Raw genomic sequence first — 15,781 nt, 5'->3', positions numbered from 1 at the left:
AGAATTGCTACATCTTACGGGCATATGGTAGAATGAGTTGCGGCTTTATATATGTAGTTTGGTACCTCGAACTATAAAGTATATCTGTATAGAAAAATGAGATAGAGGGGGGAGCAGTGTTGTTTAATTTTGACTGGGATTCGCTGCTGTACCGGATTATCGCCTTTGTTATCGCCTTTTCAATTCATGAATGGGCGCACGCATTTGTAGCGTACAAGCTTGGCGATAATACGGCAAAAAATGAAGGGCGTCTGACATTAAATCCGATTAGCCACGTCGAGCCGATTGGTATGCTGATGATTTTATTCGGCCCGTTCGGCTGGGCGCGGCCGGTTCCGGTGAATATGTTTCATTTTCGTGGTAACCGTCGCCTAGGAATGGTGTTTGTAGCGATAGCAGGCCCTCTGACTAATCTGATTCTTGCCTTTTTGTTTTTGCAAGCAGGTTGGTACCTGGCAACAACGGATGTCATGAATACATGGCCGGCATGGGCGGCTACACTGGTTAGCAATACGATTACATGGAGTTTTGCTATCAATGTAGCACTGTTCGTATTTAATTTGCTGCCGGTGGCACCACTGGACGGCTCGAAAATTTTCCGCTATATTTTGCCGCGTCGTTTCGATAGTTTCTTCGAACGGATGGAGCCGTACGGTATGTTTGTGTTGTTGCTTTTGATTTTTATTCCCGGTCTTGGCTCAATTGTGCTGTATCAGCCGTATGAATGGGTGCAAAACGCACTGTTTTCCCTGATGAGATAGAGAGGTGGACGTTTGATGGGAGTCGACATCAAACTGGATTCGTTTGAAGGTCCGCTTGATTTGCTGTTGCATTTAATCGACCGGGCAGAAGTAGATATTTATGATATACCGGTTGTGGAAATTACTGATCAATATATGAATCATCTATACATTATGCAAGAGCTGCAACTCGACGTAGCCAGCGAATTTCTCGTTATGGCGGCTACGTTACTTGCTATTAAAAGCAAAATGTTGCTACCTAAGCGAGAAGAGCAAATGTTTGATGAATGGGGCATCGAACCATATGAAGAAGAGGAAGACCCCATGGAAGAATTAGTACAGCGTCTGCTGGAATATAAAAAATACAAACAGCTTGCGGAGACGTTCCGTGAGCGGGAAAAAGAACAAAGCAGAGTATACACGCGACCTGCAGAGGATTTGAGCCAGTTCGTTCCTGAAGAGGAAAATCCGATTTCTAATGTGACGATTTATGACTTGGTGGATGCATTGCAGAAAGCGCTGAAGCGTGTAAACCGTAAGGATCAAGCTGTAAAAGTACAGCGTGATGAGATTTCCTTGAAGGACCGCATGGAAGAAATCGACCAATTGTTATCAGTTGCAGGTGGTCGTGTATCCTTTTCGCAATTGCTGGAGAAACAAGAGTCAAAAATTGAAATCGTAACAACATTCCTTGCGCTGTTGGAAATGATGAAAAAGCGGTCCGTCGTTTGTCAGCAGGATGGACTGTTTGAGGAAATCATGGTGTCGCGGATGCGGGAGGATACAGTATGATTGATGTAGGAAAGTTAAAGGCGATTGTAGAAGGTCTGTTGTTCGTAGCTGGTGATGAAGGAATCGAAGCGAAGCAGCTGGCTTCCATTCTGGATCTGGAACTTCATGAGGTTATCGCATTAATGGATGAGATGAAGCATGACTACAAAGAACAGCAGCGCGGGCTGCAAATCGTTGAGATTGCTCAAGCATACCAGTTTACGACAAGACCCGAGTTTGCCGAGTATTTCGAGAGACTGGCATACACACCGTCCCATGCAACGCTGTCCCAGGCAGCGCTGGAGACAATGGCGATTATTGCATATAAGCAGCCGATTACTCGGCTTGAGCTGGAAGAGATTCGCGGAGTGAAGTGCGAGAGTTCCATTTCCCGCCTAATAAGCAAGAATCTTATTAAAGAGGTAGGACGGGCCGATACGATAGGCCGGCCGATTTTATACGGAACAACAAAAGAGTTTCTTGAGTACTTCGGCTTGCGCAGTCTGGACGAGTTGCCGCCGCCTCCTGATTTCTCGGCCGAAGGGCCGGATGTGGAGCAAGAGGCATACCTGTTCTATAAAAAAGATAAAGAAGATAGTACGTCCTGAGCGAGCGATTTGTTCAGGGCGTTTTTTTATGGATAAGAGAATAGACATCACTATTAAAGTAGGTGGTCAATAACTACTTTTTTCCTCCCGCATCACGAGCTTTTCTCGCTTCTAAGAAACTTTTCTTTTTGATAAAGCGTAAAGAGAGGGGAAGGAAATAAATAGGGGTGATTTAAAGGAAGGGATATGTATGGATAAAAACGAAACGTTCTGGCAACGAATCGATAGAAGAGCTCCCAGAGTATGGCGTCTTGTAAACGGTATCGTGTCGGCTGTATTGTGGCTGGCGGTTGCAGGCGGAGTTGTATTGCATCTGATGGCGGGAATGCCCCGCATTATCGTATGGCTGCTAGCCGCAGGGGCACTCTTACATTTGGTGATAGAAGTGTTTATACTGCCGGAACGTAGCTGGCGCAGATGGCGCTATTTTATTGGGGAAGATGAGATACATTTGCGTTATGGTGTACTAATAGTCAAACAGACCGTAATTCCGATGGTACGGGTGCAGCATGTGGATACGAAGCAGGGTCCGTTCCTGCGGCGTTACGGCCTAGCAAGCGTGACCTTTTCCACTGCGGCGGGCAGCCATGAAATTCCAGCTCTTTCTGTTGAAATAGCTGATGAAGTACGTGATGTGATTGCGCGTCTAGCGAGGGTTTCTGATGAAGATGTCTGAGCCGCGTCGCATGCATCCTATCGCCGCGCTGCTGTCAGGACTGCGTGCTTTACGAGAAATGTTGCTTCCACTCACCATTTTGTTCATATCAAGCGTATTTCGAGGTGATATGAATGAGGGGAAGGATTTGCTGTGGAGGCTCGGCAGCGCAGGGGTTATCGTCGTGGGTACGTTATTATGGGGAATTCTCGTCTGGAGCAGATACCGTTATTCTGTGGAAGAGGGGGAACTGCGCGTTGAGCACGGTGTCCTTATTAAAAAACGGAATTTCATTGCTAAGCAGCGCATTCAGACGGTAGATTTTACAGAACCCCTGCTGCATCGGCTGTTCGGTGTGGTGAAAGTAACAGTAGAGACGGCTGGTGGAGAGAAGCCTGAAGCGATGCTCACCGCAGTCACGCGGGAGGAAGCCGAACGACTGAAGCAGGAACTAATGTTCAATCGAAATACCAATGCAGATATTGTATCGGAAGAGGAAATGAAGACAGACGCTAAGGTACGTGCAGAGGTGGAGCCTGACTTCACTTATCAGTTGCCTGTAAAACAGTTAGTCATATATGGTGCTACATCCGGTGGACTGGGTGTGGTGCTATCGTTGTTTGCAGCCGGGTTCTCCCAGATAAGCGACGTGCTACCTTATGAACGGATTTTTGCTTTTTTTAATCATTTTGTCATCTCTGCGCTGCTTATCCTTGCATTTCTTGTTTTGCTTGTAGCCTGGTTTTTAGGCGTTGCGGGCGTTATGTTAAAATACGGTGGATTTACACTGACGAAGACAGGAGATAAGCTGTTGATCACCCGGGGATGGTTGGAACGCCGCCAGCTCACTGTTTCGATAAATCGAGTACAGGCGGTTCGTATTACAGAGGGTCTTCTACGCCAGCCGTTTGGACTGGTAACCGTTCAGGTTGATACGGCAGGATACGGGGCGGCTAAGGGCGAGACAACGGTACTGTTCCCATTGCTGCGGCGGAATGAAGCAATAATGATGATCGAACGTGTACTTCCCGGCTTCTGCGTGCAGACCGACTTGCAACCACTACCTCGTCGGGCTGCAGGTTATTATATGCTGCGATGGGTAATGATAGCTTTGGTTGCCTACCTCGCTATTTTTCTATGGACAACTGATCCATGGCGCTATGGAATTTTTCTGCTTATACTGCCTGCAGTGCTATTCGGCTGGTTGCAGTATCGGGCCGGAGGTTTTGCGATACACGGACATAAGACGCTTGTGCTCAGGAGTCGCTGCATCGCTAGAACGACCAGTTTCATTCCTCGCAGACGCATTCAGTTTGCGTATCTTCGAAGGATGCCGTGGCAGCGTCTTGCTCGCCTCACTTCGTATGTGGCGGTTATTGTTTCTGGTAAGTCCGGTGCTAAGCTTGCCGTTCATCATATAGAAGAAACAGACGGCCAGCATTTGTACGATTGGATACGTACGGATCGTAAAAGAGAAGAATAGTAAAAGAGATAAAGAGCAGAGGCCTATTATTGGCCTCTGCTTTTTTTATTTTACCTATTGACTATCTCCGTATGAATGAGCGAAGCGTTTCATAAGAGGAAGCAGTATCTGGTTATGGTCATAATTTTGTGGACAGCCCATATACATATATAGAATTCATTTGACGTAGTACCCAGTATCCTTCACATAGCGCACTTGAAGAGGATTTACTGCCCGTTGGACCGGAATAAAGGACAAACCGTTTAGGGATGGAGAGGATTCGCATGAGGAAACTCGTTATGATACTGATTGTCAGCCTGCTGGCGCTCCCTCAATTCGTACAGGCTGCAGATTCCACTCCGCCGCCTGTATCTGCGGAAACCGCCGTCTTGATTGATGTTGCTAGCGGTCGCATTCTGGCGGAGAAACAAGGAGAAAAAAGAATGAGGATCGCAAGCCTGACGAAAATCATGACTGCTATTGTGGCATTGGAGGAAGGCGATAGTCAAGATATCGTTACCACATCAGACAAAGCTTATGCTAAAGAAGGCTCCTCCATTTATCTAAAACGAGGCGAAAAGATGAAAATGGAGGATATGCTATATGGATTAATGCTCCGTTCTGGTAACGATGCTGCGGTAGCTATTGCTGAACATGTTGGTGGTTCAGTGGAAGGATTTGCCCGTCTGATGAATGAGAAAGCAGAATATCTTGGCATGCAGTCCAGCCATTTCACGAATCCGCATGGGCTTGATGATAGCGATAATCATTACTCAACCGCGCGAGATATGGCTGTGTTAACGGCATATGCGCTTCAGAATCCTGAATTCCGCAAGATTGTCTCCGCTGAAGTTAAAAGCATTCCATGGGAAGGCGAGAAGTGGGAGCGTAAGCTGTTAAACAAGAATAAAATGCTACATCTGTACAAGGGGGCAGACGGAGTGAAAACCGGGTACACGAAGCTTGCGAAGCGTTGTCTTACTTCATCGGCAACCCGCAATGGACAACAGCTTGCTGTTGTCGTTCTGAATGCACCTAATGACTGGGACGATTCGATGAAATGGCTCGATTACGGATTCAGTCATTATCCTCTTACCGAAATTGTTAAGGAAAAACAGCGGATGGGTGAAGAAAAGCAAGAGGATGGGGTGCTTGCTTATTACAGCAGCCGGTCATTCTCCTACCCGTTGAGTGCGGAAGAAAAATCATTGGTCGACGTACGGCTTATACGTAACATCAACCAGCCGTTCCTGGAAATTACACTAGGTGAATCGGTGCTTGGGAAAGTAAAGCTTACGATGGAGCAGGAGACAATGGCACAGGCGCTCAACAATCGCTTCACATCGAATCTGGAGTCGTTCATGCGAACGATGCTGGAGGGAATGTAGATGGTTAATTATATATGGGCAGGCATGATTCTTATCGGAATTGCGACTGCATTTTTTAACGGAAGTGCGGAAGCTGTCAACAAAGCGATATTTGAAGGAGCCAAAACGGGTGTTACGATTACATTTGGGCTGATTAGCATTTTGGTTTTTTGGATGGGCGTGATGAAAGTAGCGGAAGAGGCGGGATTGTTGAAACAGATGGCTCGCCTGCTCGGTCCACTTGCCCGCTGGCTGTTTCCGACGATACCGAAAGATCATCCGGCGTTTGGTTATATTCTATCCAACATGACAGCCAATCTGTTCGGATTGGGCAATGCGGCGACCCCGATGGGTATTAAAGCGATGCAGGAGTTGCAAAAGCTTAATCCAAAGCCGGATACAGCCACACCGGCGATGTGTACGCTACTGGCATTGAACACCTCGAGCATGACGCTGATTCCGACTACGATTATTGCAATCCGTATGAATTATAACTCGGTCAATCCCGCCGATATTGTTGGGACAACACTGCTCGCCACATTTATTGCCACCTGTAGCGCCATCATAATCGATAGATGGTATCAGCGAAAGGAGTGGAGAAGGTAGTGTATGCGATTGTCGGGCAAGCTTCTATCTGGGCGATTCCACTGCTTCTATCTTATGTGCTCGCCTATGCATTATATAAAAGAGTGCCTGTGTATGATACGTTCGTATCCGGTGCCAAGGGCGGGTTTGGGACAGCCATTCGCATTATGCCATCCCTTGTCGGCATGATGGTGGCGATTACAATATTTCGGGAATCAGGAGCGCTTGATTTGCTGCTGAAGGCGCTTCGGCCACTGCTTGATTTGGTGCATTTTCCGTCGGAAGTACTGCCTCTTTCGCTCCTTCGACCGATTACTGGTTCGGGATCGCTTGCGATTACAACGGACCTAATCGCTCAGCATGGCCCGGACTCGTACATTGGACGTCTGGCGAGTACCATTCAGGGAAGTACAGATACGACGCTCTATGTATTGACGGTATATTTCGGCGCGGTGGCAGTGCGCCATACAAAATATGCCCTCAAGGTAGGCTTGATGGCAGATTTTGTAGGAGTCGTCGCTTCGCTTCTTGTCGTATGGCTCGTATTCGGATAAGCTCTCGTTTCTTTGATGAAACGGGAGTTTTTTGTTTGTACATTGTGTCTGAATAAAGAGAGAGGTATGATGAAAGAGGAGGTGGGTAAGAAATGGAACGATTACAAAAAATTATGGCTCAGGCAGGTGTGGCTTCCCGTAGAAAGTGCGAGGAGCTGATTGTTTCGGGTCGTGTAAAAGTGAACGGCGTCATTATACAGGAGCTTGGTTATAAAGCTGATGCCGCCCGCGACGAAATTGAAGTGGATGGGAAAAAAATTGCCCGTGAAAATCATGTGTATTTTCTGCTAAATAAGCCAACTGGCTATATTACATCTGTTACTGATCCGCAGGGAAGAAAGACGGTACTTGATTTAATGGAAGGAATAGAGGAACGGATTTATCCAGTGGGGCGACTTGATTACGACACGTCCGGTCTGCTGTTACTTACGAACGACGGCGAGTTTGCTAACCGTATTACACATCCGCGCCATGAATTGGATAAAGTGTATGAAGCGATCGTAAAGGGAAGGATGGAAGAAGAGGCACTTATACGACTCAGACAGGGGATTGAGCTTGAAGACGGGATGACAGCACCGGCTGACGCCGTACGGCTACGCTTTAATGAGAAAAGTAAAACGACACTTATCCAACTTACCATTCATGAAGGTCGGAACCGTCAAGTACGGAGAATGTGTGAAGCAGTCGGGCATCCGGTCAGAAGATTAAAGCGTGTAAGGTTGGCGTTTTTGACGCTGGAGGGAGTACCTGAAGGGGGATATCGGCCTTTAACGGCAGAAGAAGTGACTCGTCTATATGCGTTATAAGAAAAAACAGCATAAAAAAATGGCTAGAAATCGCCATTTCTTTGTTACTAGATATTTATGCACTGCACTACACTACCAACTGATGTCATCGATATCCGTGCGGGAAATGACCTCGAACAGGTCCTGCTTGCTCGGTACGATAAGAATCACCTGTTCGTCCGTTACGTTGTATAAATCGCCCGTTACTTGCTGACCTTTAGCATGGATTGTAACAGTTGCGTGACGCTGCAGCAAAGCGTTCCACTGCATTTCTGTCGGAATCATCATGTGTGCACCTCTTTTCTTTTTCGAACGTATCAGCCGGGTGGGGCTGTAAGATAAATTCAATTCTACAACGAATAAATACATATGTAAATAAATATTTATGCATCTGTTTTTTTTGAAATGAATCTTCATATTTTATGCGTTTGTATAGAAAACAAAGTAAGGCAAGCTGGTAAAGCAAGAATCACGGGGAAGATTTGCTGTCACCAAACGTTCAAAAAATAGATGCAGTATTAAATTTTATAACCGTTATAATGTGTATAGTTATCCTTGATTTGACAATGAAAATAGCAGCTTTTGTATATGCTAAGGAGGTTGCCTGAGTATGGGGACACGTAAAATAACGCGGCTGGTTGTGCTGGCAGTAATTGTTTTGGCTGTCGGTTGGACATTTTACACCGCTTATTTTAAAGATAAAACGACTGTGCAAGTCGGAAAAACTGTGCCCGATTTTGTAGCTCAACAGGTCGGCGGAGGGAAAGTGCAGCTAAGTCAATTAAAAGGCAAAGCGGTTGTGCTGAATTTTTGGGGTACATATTGTCCGCCGTGCCGGGAAGAAATGGCTGACTTAAACAAGGCATCGAAAGAGTTTGCGAACAAAGATGTTATCATTCTTGCCATTAATGTAGGTGAATCGGAAATTCCAGTCCAATCGTTTGCCCGTCAGTATAAGCTGGATGCGCTGCCCTTGTTAATGGACCCATCGCGTGACATTACCCGCAAATACCAGATTGGTGAAATGCCATCCACTTTTTTTGTGAAAGCGGACGGAACGCTCTATAAGCATATCGTAGGCGGGCCGATGTCATACAAGACGATTCAGGATAACATGCAGCAGATTGCTCCGTGAGAAATATGAGGTGAGGTCATGTTGGACAATGTAAAATGCGAATGCGGACACGCAAATCCGGTCGGAACGACACTGTGCGAATCATGCGGCGCGCCGCTGGCGGACGGAACGGCTGCAAATCAGAAGCTGGACATGCGTTATGAAGGGGCTGCCCGACGCTCGCAAGTCTATCAGAAAACGATTGTTGATCGCGTATGGAACTTCTTCTCTTCCGTGCGGAATGCGGTCATTATGATTGTATTGACGCTTATCGCGTCAGCCATTGGAACGATTTTTCCGCAGGAGCGCTACATTCCGGTACCCAAACCAGCGGAACAATACTATCCGGAAGCGTATGGAACCCTTGGTCTTATTTATTACAAGCTCGGGTTTCATAATTTGTACTCTTCCTGGTGGTTTATCGCACTCATGCTTGGAATTGGAATTTCACTCGTCATATGCAGTCTGGACCGTGTTGTTCCGCTGTACCGTGCACTGAAGAAGCAACGTGTAAAGCGGGATAAGAAATTTTTGCAGATTCAAAAGGTTAGCACGGAGCTTGATGCTTCCGATAAAGATGCGGAGCAGCTGGCTGTTTCGCTTGAGGAAGCGTTGAAAAAAAAGCGCTATCATGTACGCCGCGAACAGAATGCCCTGCTCGGAGAGAAAGGTCGATTCAGCCGTTGGGGTCCCTATATTAATCATATAGGATTGATTATTTTTCTAGTCGGCTGTCTCATGCGGTTGATTCCCGGTTTTTATCTCGATCAGTACGTATGGGTGCGAGAGGGACAAACCGTTCCTGTGCCGGAGACGAATTACTATGTCAAAAACGTGCAGTTCGTCAAGGAATATTATCAGGATGACGAATTTCCAGAAAAGCTGGATCTGGATGGCGTTGTCGTAAAGGAGTACAAAACGAAAGCGATACTCTACGAAAATGAAAACGCTGATATTCCAGGCTCAGAACCGAAACTAAAGCAGGTAACGCAACATGATATCCAAGTAAACCATCCATTAAAATACGAAGGATTATTACTATATCAATCAGGAGAACAGGAAAATCAATTACAGGCGTTGAATCTAAATTTGATGGACACAGCTACTAAGCAGCCACTGGGCAGTGTAAAGCTGGATTTGCTTTCTCCGCCGAAAGAAGTAAAAGCAAGCAATGATGTAACGGTTCAGGTACTGCAGTATTTTCCTGATTTTGCGCTTGATGAGAATAAGCAGCCGATTACGAAATCGACCGAACCGAATAACCCTGCGTTTATCGTTAATACGGTTTCACCTAAGACGCCGAATGGCGAGAAGCAATGGATTTTCCTAGGTAATACGTTGACGGCCGACGGCAAAGAACCGACAATAACATATACATTCACCAAGCCCGACTTAGTCGACATGACTGGTTTAATGGTACGCAAAGATAATAGTATTCCGGTGATTTTCTTCGGGGCAGCCATCAGTATGATAGGGCTTGTAATGGGCTTCTACTGGCAGCATCGCCGCATCTGGTTCCAGATAGAAGGGGATAGACTATTGGTAGCCGCGCATACGAACAAAAACTGGTTTGGCGTGAAAAATGAAGTTGTGAAGATTTTAGAGGCGAACGGGTATCATATCTCCGCCGCGCAATTGGAGAAGGAGGCTAAACAATCGTGAGTAATCTCATCGGTCTCAGCAATACCATGTTGACCATCGCATTTATTTTTTATTGTATAGCGACCATTCTGTTCTTCGTTGCTGTGACAGGAAAAAGCTTCCGTAACCGCACGCCCGAGGAGCACGGTAAACGGTTCGGCCGCTTCGCGTATGTGATGGCGACCATCGGCTTTCTTGCGCATGCCGTGTTCATTGGGATGCGCTGGTACATAGGAGGGCACATTCCTACCAGTAACATGTTTGAATTCATGCAATTCCTTGGCTTTGCGATGACACTTGCGTTTTTGGGAATATATCTTATTTATCGTATCCCGCTTATCGGCGCCTTTGTTATGCCGTTTAGCGTCATCATTATCGCCTATGCCGCTGTATTTCCACGTGAGGTAACGCCTCTTATTCCGGCGCTGCAAAGCTATTGGCTGCAGATTCATGTGTCGACGGCGGCGCTTGGGGAAGGAGCATTTGCGGTCGGCTTTGCCGGTGGATTGATGTATTTGTTGCGGACAGTTAATTTAAAAGAAGATTCAGCATCAGCCGTTTGGCTGGAAATTGTTATGTGGGTCATCTGTACGCTTATCGCTTTCATCGTTCTTGTCTTCTCTTTCCAACTGGCGGGGTATCAGGCGACGTTTAAAGCTCCGTTTCAGATGTCGACCGGCCAGGTGGTTGAATCACAGGTGAAATATCATATACCAGCGGTTGTCGGGCCGAAGGATGGGACGCTGGAGACTACGGATAAAATGAAGCCGTGGTTTGAAGCACCGGGTTTCATGAAAGGGAATCAAGCAGCGCGTAAGTTCAATACGCTTATCTGGTCCGTGGCTGGCGGTACGTTGCTGTACGGTGTCACCCGACTGGCATTCCGCCGGAGAATTTCCGCTATAGTAAGCAAATGGGTACAAGATTTAGATCCGGAGTTAGTCGACGAGATCAGCTACCGGGCTGTGGCTATCGGGTTTCCGATTTTTACGCTTGGCGCTTTAATTTTTGCGATGATATGGGCACATGAAGCATGGGGCCGCTTCTGGGGATGGGATCCGAAAGAAGTATGGGCGCTTATTACATGGTTATTCTATAGCGCGTATCTCCATCTGCGCCTTTCGCGGGGCTGGCAAGGGAAGAAATCGGCATGGATGGCTGTTATCGGCTTCATCCTTGTTATGTTCAACCTTGTCTTTGTTAACCTTGTTATCTCAGGTCTTCATTCTTATGCATGATGTAGGATAAGAAAAAGCGCCCTGCTGTACATCATTTAAGCAGGGCGTCTTCTTTCTCTCTTATTCGAAATCGTCCGGGTTTTTTTCTTCAAGTTCGTCATCTTGCATTAGGTTCTCGGTATGGTTTTCAGAACGGCTTTCTGGACGGTGAGTGCTTTGCGGGTTGTCGCCCATCTGCGAATACGTATCATCGTCTTCGATGACACCGCTGTGGTAAGCGTTCATAATTTCCTGCTGAACGATTTTTTCACCTTCTGCGTCGTAGCGAATATCTTGTTCCGGTTTTTTCATAAAAGCTCACTCCTTTCGCTCCTATATTGTTTCCACGAAACTGTGTATTAAAACAAAAGCTTGTATTTTGTAACCTGGGTAACATATAATTTGAACGATTATAGCCACAATTCCCTGCTAAAAATGGTAAAATAATCAGAAAAGCAGTCTCTGCATGAAAATGTCAACTGAGGTGAGAGTAAATGGATCAGCAAGCCAAAGTGCTTGTAGTAGACGACGAAGAACGCATTCGCCGGCTACTGAGAATGTACTTGGAAAGAGAGAATTTCATCATCGAAGAAGCAGAAGATGGAGAGAAAGCCTTAGATATGGCGCTTTCCAACGATTATGATGTAATTTTGCTTGACTTAATGCTACCAGGTATTGATGGTATCGAAGTATGTACCCGGCTACGGGAACAGAAGGCGACACCCATTATTATGCTAACCGCTAAGGGAGAGGAAGCGAACCGTGTTCAGGGCTTTGAGTCGGGGACGGATGATTATGTAGTAAAGCCGTTCAGTCCACGCGAGGTCGTATTTCGGGTGAAAGCGTTGTTGCGTCGTTCGTCTGCAACCGCATTTCTTACAACGCCGAGCAGTTCGCATAATGTACTTGTTTTCCCGGAGCTGTCTATTGATCATGACGCACATCGCGTAACGGTATCTGGCGAAGAGGTCAGTTTGACGCCGAAAGAATATGAGCTTTTGTATTATTTGGCACGCAATCCGGATCGGGTATTTTCCCGTGAGGATTTGCTTAAAGATGTATGGCACTATGAATTCTTCGGGGATCTTAGAACTGTGGATACTCACATCAAACGCCTCCGCGAGAAGTTAAATAAGATTTCTCCGGCTGCGGCCAATATGATTGCAACCGTATGGGGAATCGGATATAAACTCGAGGTGCCAAAGTAAGTGCTAAACCAGGTAGTTATTAAGCTCTGGATTACGATTATCGGTGTAGTTGCCGTTGTGCTTACCGTGCTTAGTCTGACATTGATGTCTTTTCTGGACGGATTCTATGAACGGCAACGTACAGAAGATCTGAAACAGCTGGCGCAGAATATGGCGCATGTCATTCTAAGCTATAAAGACCATGAGAAAACGCTGAACATTGCCAAGGAGCTTGTCGATGTCTATGATACTCGCATGGTTATCACCGGTTCGCTCGGCAACTATGTACAGGGTCAAAACGCCCCGCAGGACGCTTCCATACCGGAGGTGAAAGCGGAGGAGTTTCTGAAGCATCCAGTGCTTAAACAGGCACAGATCAATGATCGGATTGCGGTAACACGCGATTTCTTTCCGGTTATCTCGCAAGGCGGCGCTCTTCCACATTATGAAGAGTTTGTCGCGGTAGCCGTTCCACTCCATTCCTCGACGCTCAAAAATGAACTGATTTTGTATCAAACGATGGAAGAATTGCGAGAAACGACATATAAAACCACCCGATTGATTTTCTATGCGGCAGCCATCGGTATCGTGTTGTCAACGTTTTTTGCTTTTTTCCTATCGTCACGCGTCACTCAACCGTTGCGTTCGATGAAGAAGGCGGCGGATTTGTATGCACAGGGAGATTTCTCCGCGCAGATTTCTATCCGCACGAATGATGAAATTGGTGATCTGGCTGCAACAATCAATCATATGGCAAAGCGTCTCAATGATTTGATTGTTGCCTTGTCCCGTGAGAAAGAACAGCTGGCCAGTGTACTGAGCAGTATGGTCGATGGTGTCATGACTTTCGATAATACGGGCTGTACTATCGTTACCAACCCGCCTGCTGATGAATTAATGAAAGCGTGGAAGTACGAGCAGGGCGAAGGAGAGAGAGAAGGCCTTCCACCGTCGATGAAATCCATTCTGGAGCAAGTGCTGAAGCATCAAAAAGAAGTTGTCGCGGATGTTATGGTACAGGGACGTATTTATGCTGTTGTTATGGCTCCATTGTATGATGACAAGCAGGTACGTGGAGCGGTGGCCGTTCTGCGTGATATGACGCAGGAACGCCGTCTTGACAAGCTGCGTAAGGACTTTCTTGCCAATGTATCGCATGAACTGCGTACCCCACTGGTTATGCTACAAGGATATAGCGAGGCAATCGTTGATGATGTGGCCCAGTCGGAGGAAGAGAAGAAGGAGCTTGCACAGATTATTTATGACGAATCGTTGCGCATGTCTCGGCTTGTTAATGAATTGCTGGATTTGGGCCGCATGGAGGCTGGGCATATCCAGCTTGAAATTCAGTCAGGAAATCTGCTCCAGCTGGAAGATAAGATTATTCGAAAATTTAATGGAGTAGCGAAAGAGCAGGGAATTCATTTGCAGCTGGATTGGCAAGCGGAGGAAGGTGAGTTCCAATTCGACAGCGACAGGATGGAACAGGTACTTACCAATCTTATTGATAACGCCATCCGCCATACAGGTGAAGGAGGAACGATTACGCTCCGTACGCTCTTTAAAGGTGGAACGTATACGATTGAAATAGAAGATACGGGAAGTGGAATACCGGCTGAGGATTTGCCGTTTGTATTTGAACGTTTCTATAAAGCCGACAAAGCTCGAACGCGTGGTCGCGCCGGTACAGGTCTCGGGCTGTCGATTGTAAAAAATATTGTGGAGGGCCACCAGGGAACGATTAGCGTGCGCAGCAAGCTGGGAGAAGGGACAACATTCTCCATTCAGTTGCCGGTTCAGCCTGAGGAAGGAAAACGCGGATGAAAACATTTGCTGAGAGCGAGCTTGCCCCTTTTCTATTGGAAGGGCTCGCTGAGATAAACATTAAAATCCCTACACCGATTCAGCAGCAAGCTATCCCGCTTCAATTAGCGGGATATAGCGTGGTCGGCGAATCGCAGACAGGCACAGGCAAGACGCTTGCCTATCTGCTTCCGCTTCTACAAGAAATTCAAGCGGACTCTTCCGCAACCCAGGCGCTTATCCTCGCACCTACCCGCGAACTGACCGTACAAATTCGTCATGTATTGGAGAATTTGTGTAGAGAGACGGATATCCGGTTTCAAATTATCATGGGTGGTATGGATATCAAGCGTCAGATTGAAAAGCTGAAGCAAAAACCGCATATTATCGTCGGTTCGCCAGGACGCATCTATGACCTGATCGAGAAGAAAAAGCTAAAAGTCCATGAAGTGAAGAGACTTGTCATTGACGAGGCGGACCAGATGCTTGAATCAGGCATCATCCGTGAAGTAGAAGCAGTCGTACAACGTACACCGCGTTCAAGAAAAGTGTCTGTATTCTCGGCCACGATTTCACCTCTGGTAGAAGAATGGGGCAGAAAGTGGTCGGAAGAAGAGCCGAAAATCATCAAAATCCAAGGGGAATCCCGCTTACCTGAGCTTATTGAACACTATTTCATCGTAACACCTGAGCGGGAAAAATTCGAAACACTACGCCGGTTGCTGCAGGCGCTGCAGCCGGAGCGTGCCTTGATTTTCGTGAAGAAGCTGCATCTGGTAGGCGATATTGCAAGCTGGCTTGCTGCCAAGGAAGTGTCTATCGCTGGCATTCACAGCGAAACGAAAAAGGCGGAACGTGAGCAAGCCATGAACAAGATTCGCAAAGGCGAAATCCAGTGTCTTGTCACCACAGATCTGCTGGCACGGGGGCTTGATATTGACGATGTGACACATGTAATTAACTTTGATTTGCCGTTCGATACGGATGGATATATCCATCGCGTGGGCCGCACTGGTCGTGCGGGAAAAGGTGGCATGGCAGTTACGCTTTTGGAACCAAAAGAGAAGTTTATGGCAGGTAAGCTTACCCAACAGCTTCATATTGAAATGCCGGAACGGATGCTATTCCGTGGTGAGCTTGTACCACCTAAGGAACGATCTTTCCGTCCCCCATCTAAGAAGAAACAGAACATAAAAGCCAAAAAGCCTTCTAAGAAAAAGTAAAAGAACGCAGCCGATCCCGTCCGGGGTCGGCTGTTTTAATGAACAGGGATAATTTTTGCCGGATCATCC

The 15,781-nt window shown here is 46.7% G+C and carries 17 protein-coding genes; 15 read left to right on the top strand and 2 right to left on the bottom strand.

The features are described from left to right. Positions 1–119 precede the first annotated feature (119 nt). The 9 genes from AF333_RS24255 (at position 120) to AF333_RS24215 (ending at position 7,548) form a co-directional block, all read left to right on the top strand. Positions 120–761: a site-2 protease family protein gene (locus AF333_RS24255; RefSeq protein WP_043068006.1), complete on the top strand. Its 642-nt coding sequence runs from the start codon at positions 120–122 to the stop codon at positions 759–761. Between the two features lie 15 nt (positions 762–776). Further along, positions 777–1,532 (top strand): segregation and condensation protein A, encoded by a 756-nt coding sequence (locus AF333_RS24250; RefSeq protein WP_043068005.1) that lies wholly within the window; start codon positions 777–779, stop codon positions 1,530–1,532. Beyond that, entirely contained in the window at positions 1,532–2,119 is a 588-nt protein-coding gene (gene scpB / locus AF333_RS24245; RefSeq protein WP_043068280.1) for an SMC-Scp complex subunit ScpB, read from the top strand. Before AF333_RS24250 ends, scpB begins: the two co-directional genes overlap by 1 nt. Before the next feature lie 190 nt (positions 2,120–2,309). Then, positions 2,310–2,795 (top strand): PH domain-containing protein, encoded by a 486-nt coding sequence (locus AF333_RS24240; protein ID WP_043068004.1) that lies wholly within the window; start codon positions 2,310–2,312, stop codon positions 2,793–2,795. Beyond that, the gene (locus AF333_RS24235; protein ID WP_043068003.1) at positions 2,782–4,257 is read left to right on the top strand and encodes a PH domain-containing protein; all 1,476 of its coding nucleotides are present in this window, start codon (positions 2,782–2,784) and stop codon (positions 4,255–4,257) included. The genes AF333_RS24240 and AF333_RS24235 overlap by 14 nt, the downstream gene beginning before the upstream one ends. A 263-nt stretch (positions 4,258–4,520) precedes the next feature. Next, entirely contained in the window at positions 4,521–5,624 is a 1,104-nt protein-coding gene (locus tag AF333_RS24230) for a D-alanyl-D-alanine carboxypeptidase family protein (protein ID WP_080787919.1), read from the top strand. Next, the gene (locus AF333_RS24225; protein ID WP_043068001.1) at positions 5,625–6,209 is read left to right on the top strand and encodes a nucleoside recognition domain-containing protein; all 585 of its coding nucleotides are present in this window, start codon (positions 5,625–5,627) and stop codon (positions 6,207–6,209) included. After that, positions 6,179–6,742 carry a spore maturation protein gene (locus tag AF333_RS24220; protein ID WP_043068000.1) on the top strand — a complete coding sequence of 188 codons (564 nt, stop codon included), beginning with the start codon at positions 6,179–6,181 and terminating at the stop codon, positions 6,740–6,742. The genes AF333_RS24225 and AF333_RS24220 overlap by 31 nt, the downstream gene beginning before the upstream one ends. Before the next feature lie 92 nt (positions 6,743–6,834). Continuing rightward, positions 6,835–7,548, top strand: a complete 714-nt coding sequence (locus AF333_RS24215) for a pseudouridine synthase (RefSeq protein WP_043067999.1) — start codon at positions 6,835–6,837, stop codon at positions 7,546–7,548. A 72-nt stretch (positions 7,549–7,620) separates the two neighbouring features. Here the strand turns inward: AF333_RS24215 and AF333_RS24210 are convergent, their stop codons facing one another. After that, positions 7,621–7,815, bottom strand: coding sequence for a hypothetical protein (locus AF333_RS24210; RefSeq protein ID WP_043067998.1), 195 nt, complete (start codon positions 7,813–7,815; stop codon positions 7,621–7,623). Between the two features lie 322 nt (positions 7,816–8,137). On the opposite strand from AF333_RS24210, the gene resA reads away from it, so the two are divergent. Genes resA through ccsB form a run of 3 tightly spaced genes read left to right on the top strand, consistent with a single transcriptional unit; the run spans position 8,138 to position 11,520 of the window. Beyond that, entirely contained in the window at positions 8,138–8,662 is a 525-nt protein-coding gene (gene resA, locus AF333_RS24205; protein ID WP_043067997.1) for a thiol-disulfide oxidoreductase ResA, read from the top strand. Positions 8,663–8,680: 18 nt separating this feature from the next. Next, on the top strand, positions 8,681–10,303 hold the full coding sequence (gene resB, locus AF333_RS24200) for a cytochrome c biogenesis protein ResB (RefSeq protein ID WP_235356704.1): 1,623 nt from the start codon (positions 8,681–8,683) through the stop codon (positions 10,301–10,303). 26 nt (positions 10,304–10,329) lie between these two features. Continuing rightward, the gene (ccsB, locus tag AF333_RS24195) at positions 10,330–11,520 is read left to right on the top strand and encodes a c-type cytochrome biogenesis protein CcsB (protein WP_043068278.1); all 1,191 of its coding nucleotides are present in this window, start codon (positions 10,330–10,332) and stop codon (positions 11,518–11,520) included. Between the two features lie 60 nt (positions 11,521–11,580). Here the strand turns inward: ccsB and AF333_RS34235 are convergent, their stop codons facing one another. Further along, positions 11,581–11,811: a hypothetical protein gene (locus tag AF333_RS34235; protein WP_043067996.1), complete on the bottom strand. Its 231-nt coding sequence runs from the start codon at positions 11,809–11,811 to the stop codon at positions 11,581–11,583. 182 nt (positions 11,812–11,993) lie between these two features. On the opposite strand from AF333_RS34235, the gene AF333_RS24185 reads away from it, so the two are divergent. The 3 genes from AF333_RS24185 to AF333_RS24175 are packed head-to-tail and all read left to right on the top strand — an operon-like array spanning position 11,994 to position 15,712. Then, positions 11,994–12,707 (top strand): response regulator, encoded by a 714-nt coding sequence (locus AF333_RS24185; protein ID WP_043067995.1) that lies wholly within the window; start codon positions 11,994–11,996, stop codon positions 12,705–12,707. Then, positions 12,708–14,510, top strand: coding sequence for an ATP-binding protein (locus tag AF333_RS24180; RefSeq protein ID WP_043067994.1), 1,803 nt, complete (start codon positions 12,708–12,710; stop codon positions 14,508–14,510). Further along, a complete protein-coding gene (locus AF333_RS24175) occupies positions 14,507–15,712 on the top strand; it encodes a DEAD/DEAH box helicase (RefSeq protein WP_043067993.1) in 1,206 nt (401 codons plus the stop codon). The genes AF333_RS24180 and AF333_RS24175 overlap by 4 nt, the downstream gene beginning before the upstream one ends. The last annotated feature ends 69 nt before the right edge of the window (positions 15,713–15,781 follow it).

Origin of the sequence: Aneurinibacillus migulanus, assembly GCF_001274715.1 — a bacterium.
In the GTDB taxonomy this organism is placed as follows: domain Bacteria; phylum Bacillota; class Bacilli; order Aneurinibacillales; family Aneurinibacillaceae; genus Aneurinibacillus; species Aneurinibacillus migulanus.
The sequence above is the reverse complement of the archived record's forward strand: the minus strand, read 5'-3'. Positions and strand labels throughout refer to the sequence as shown.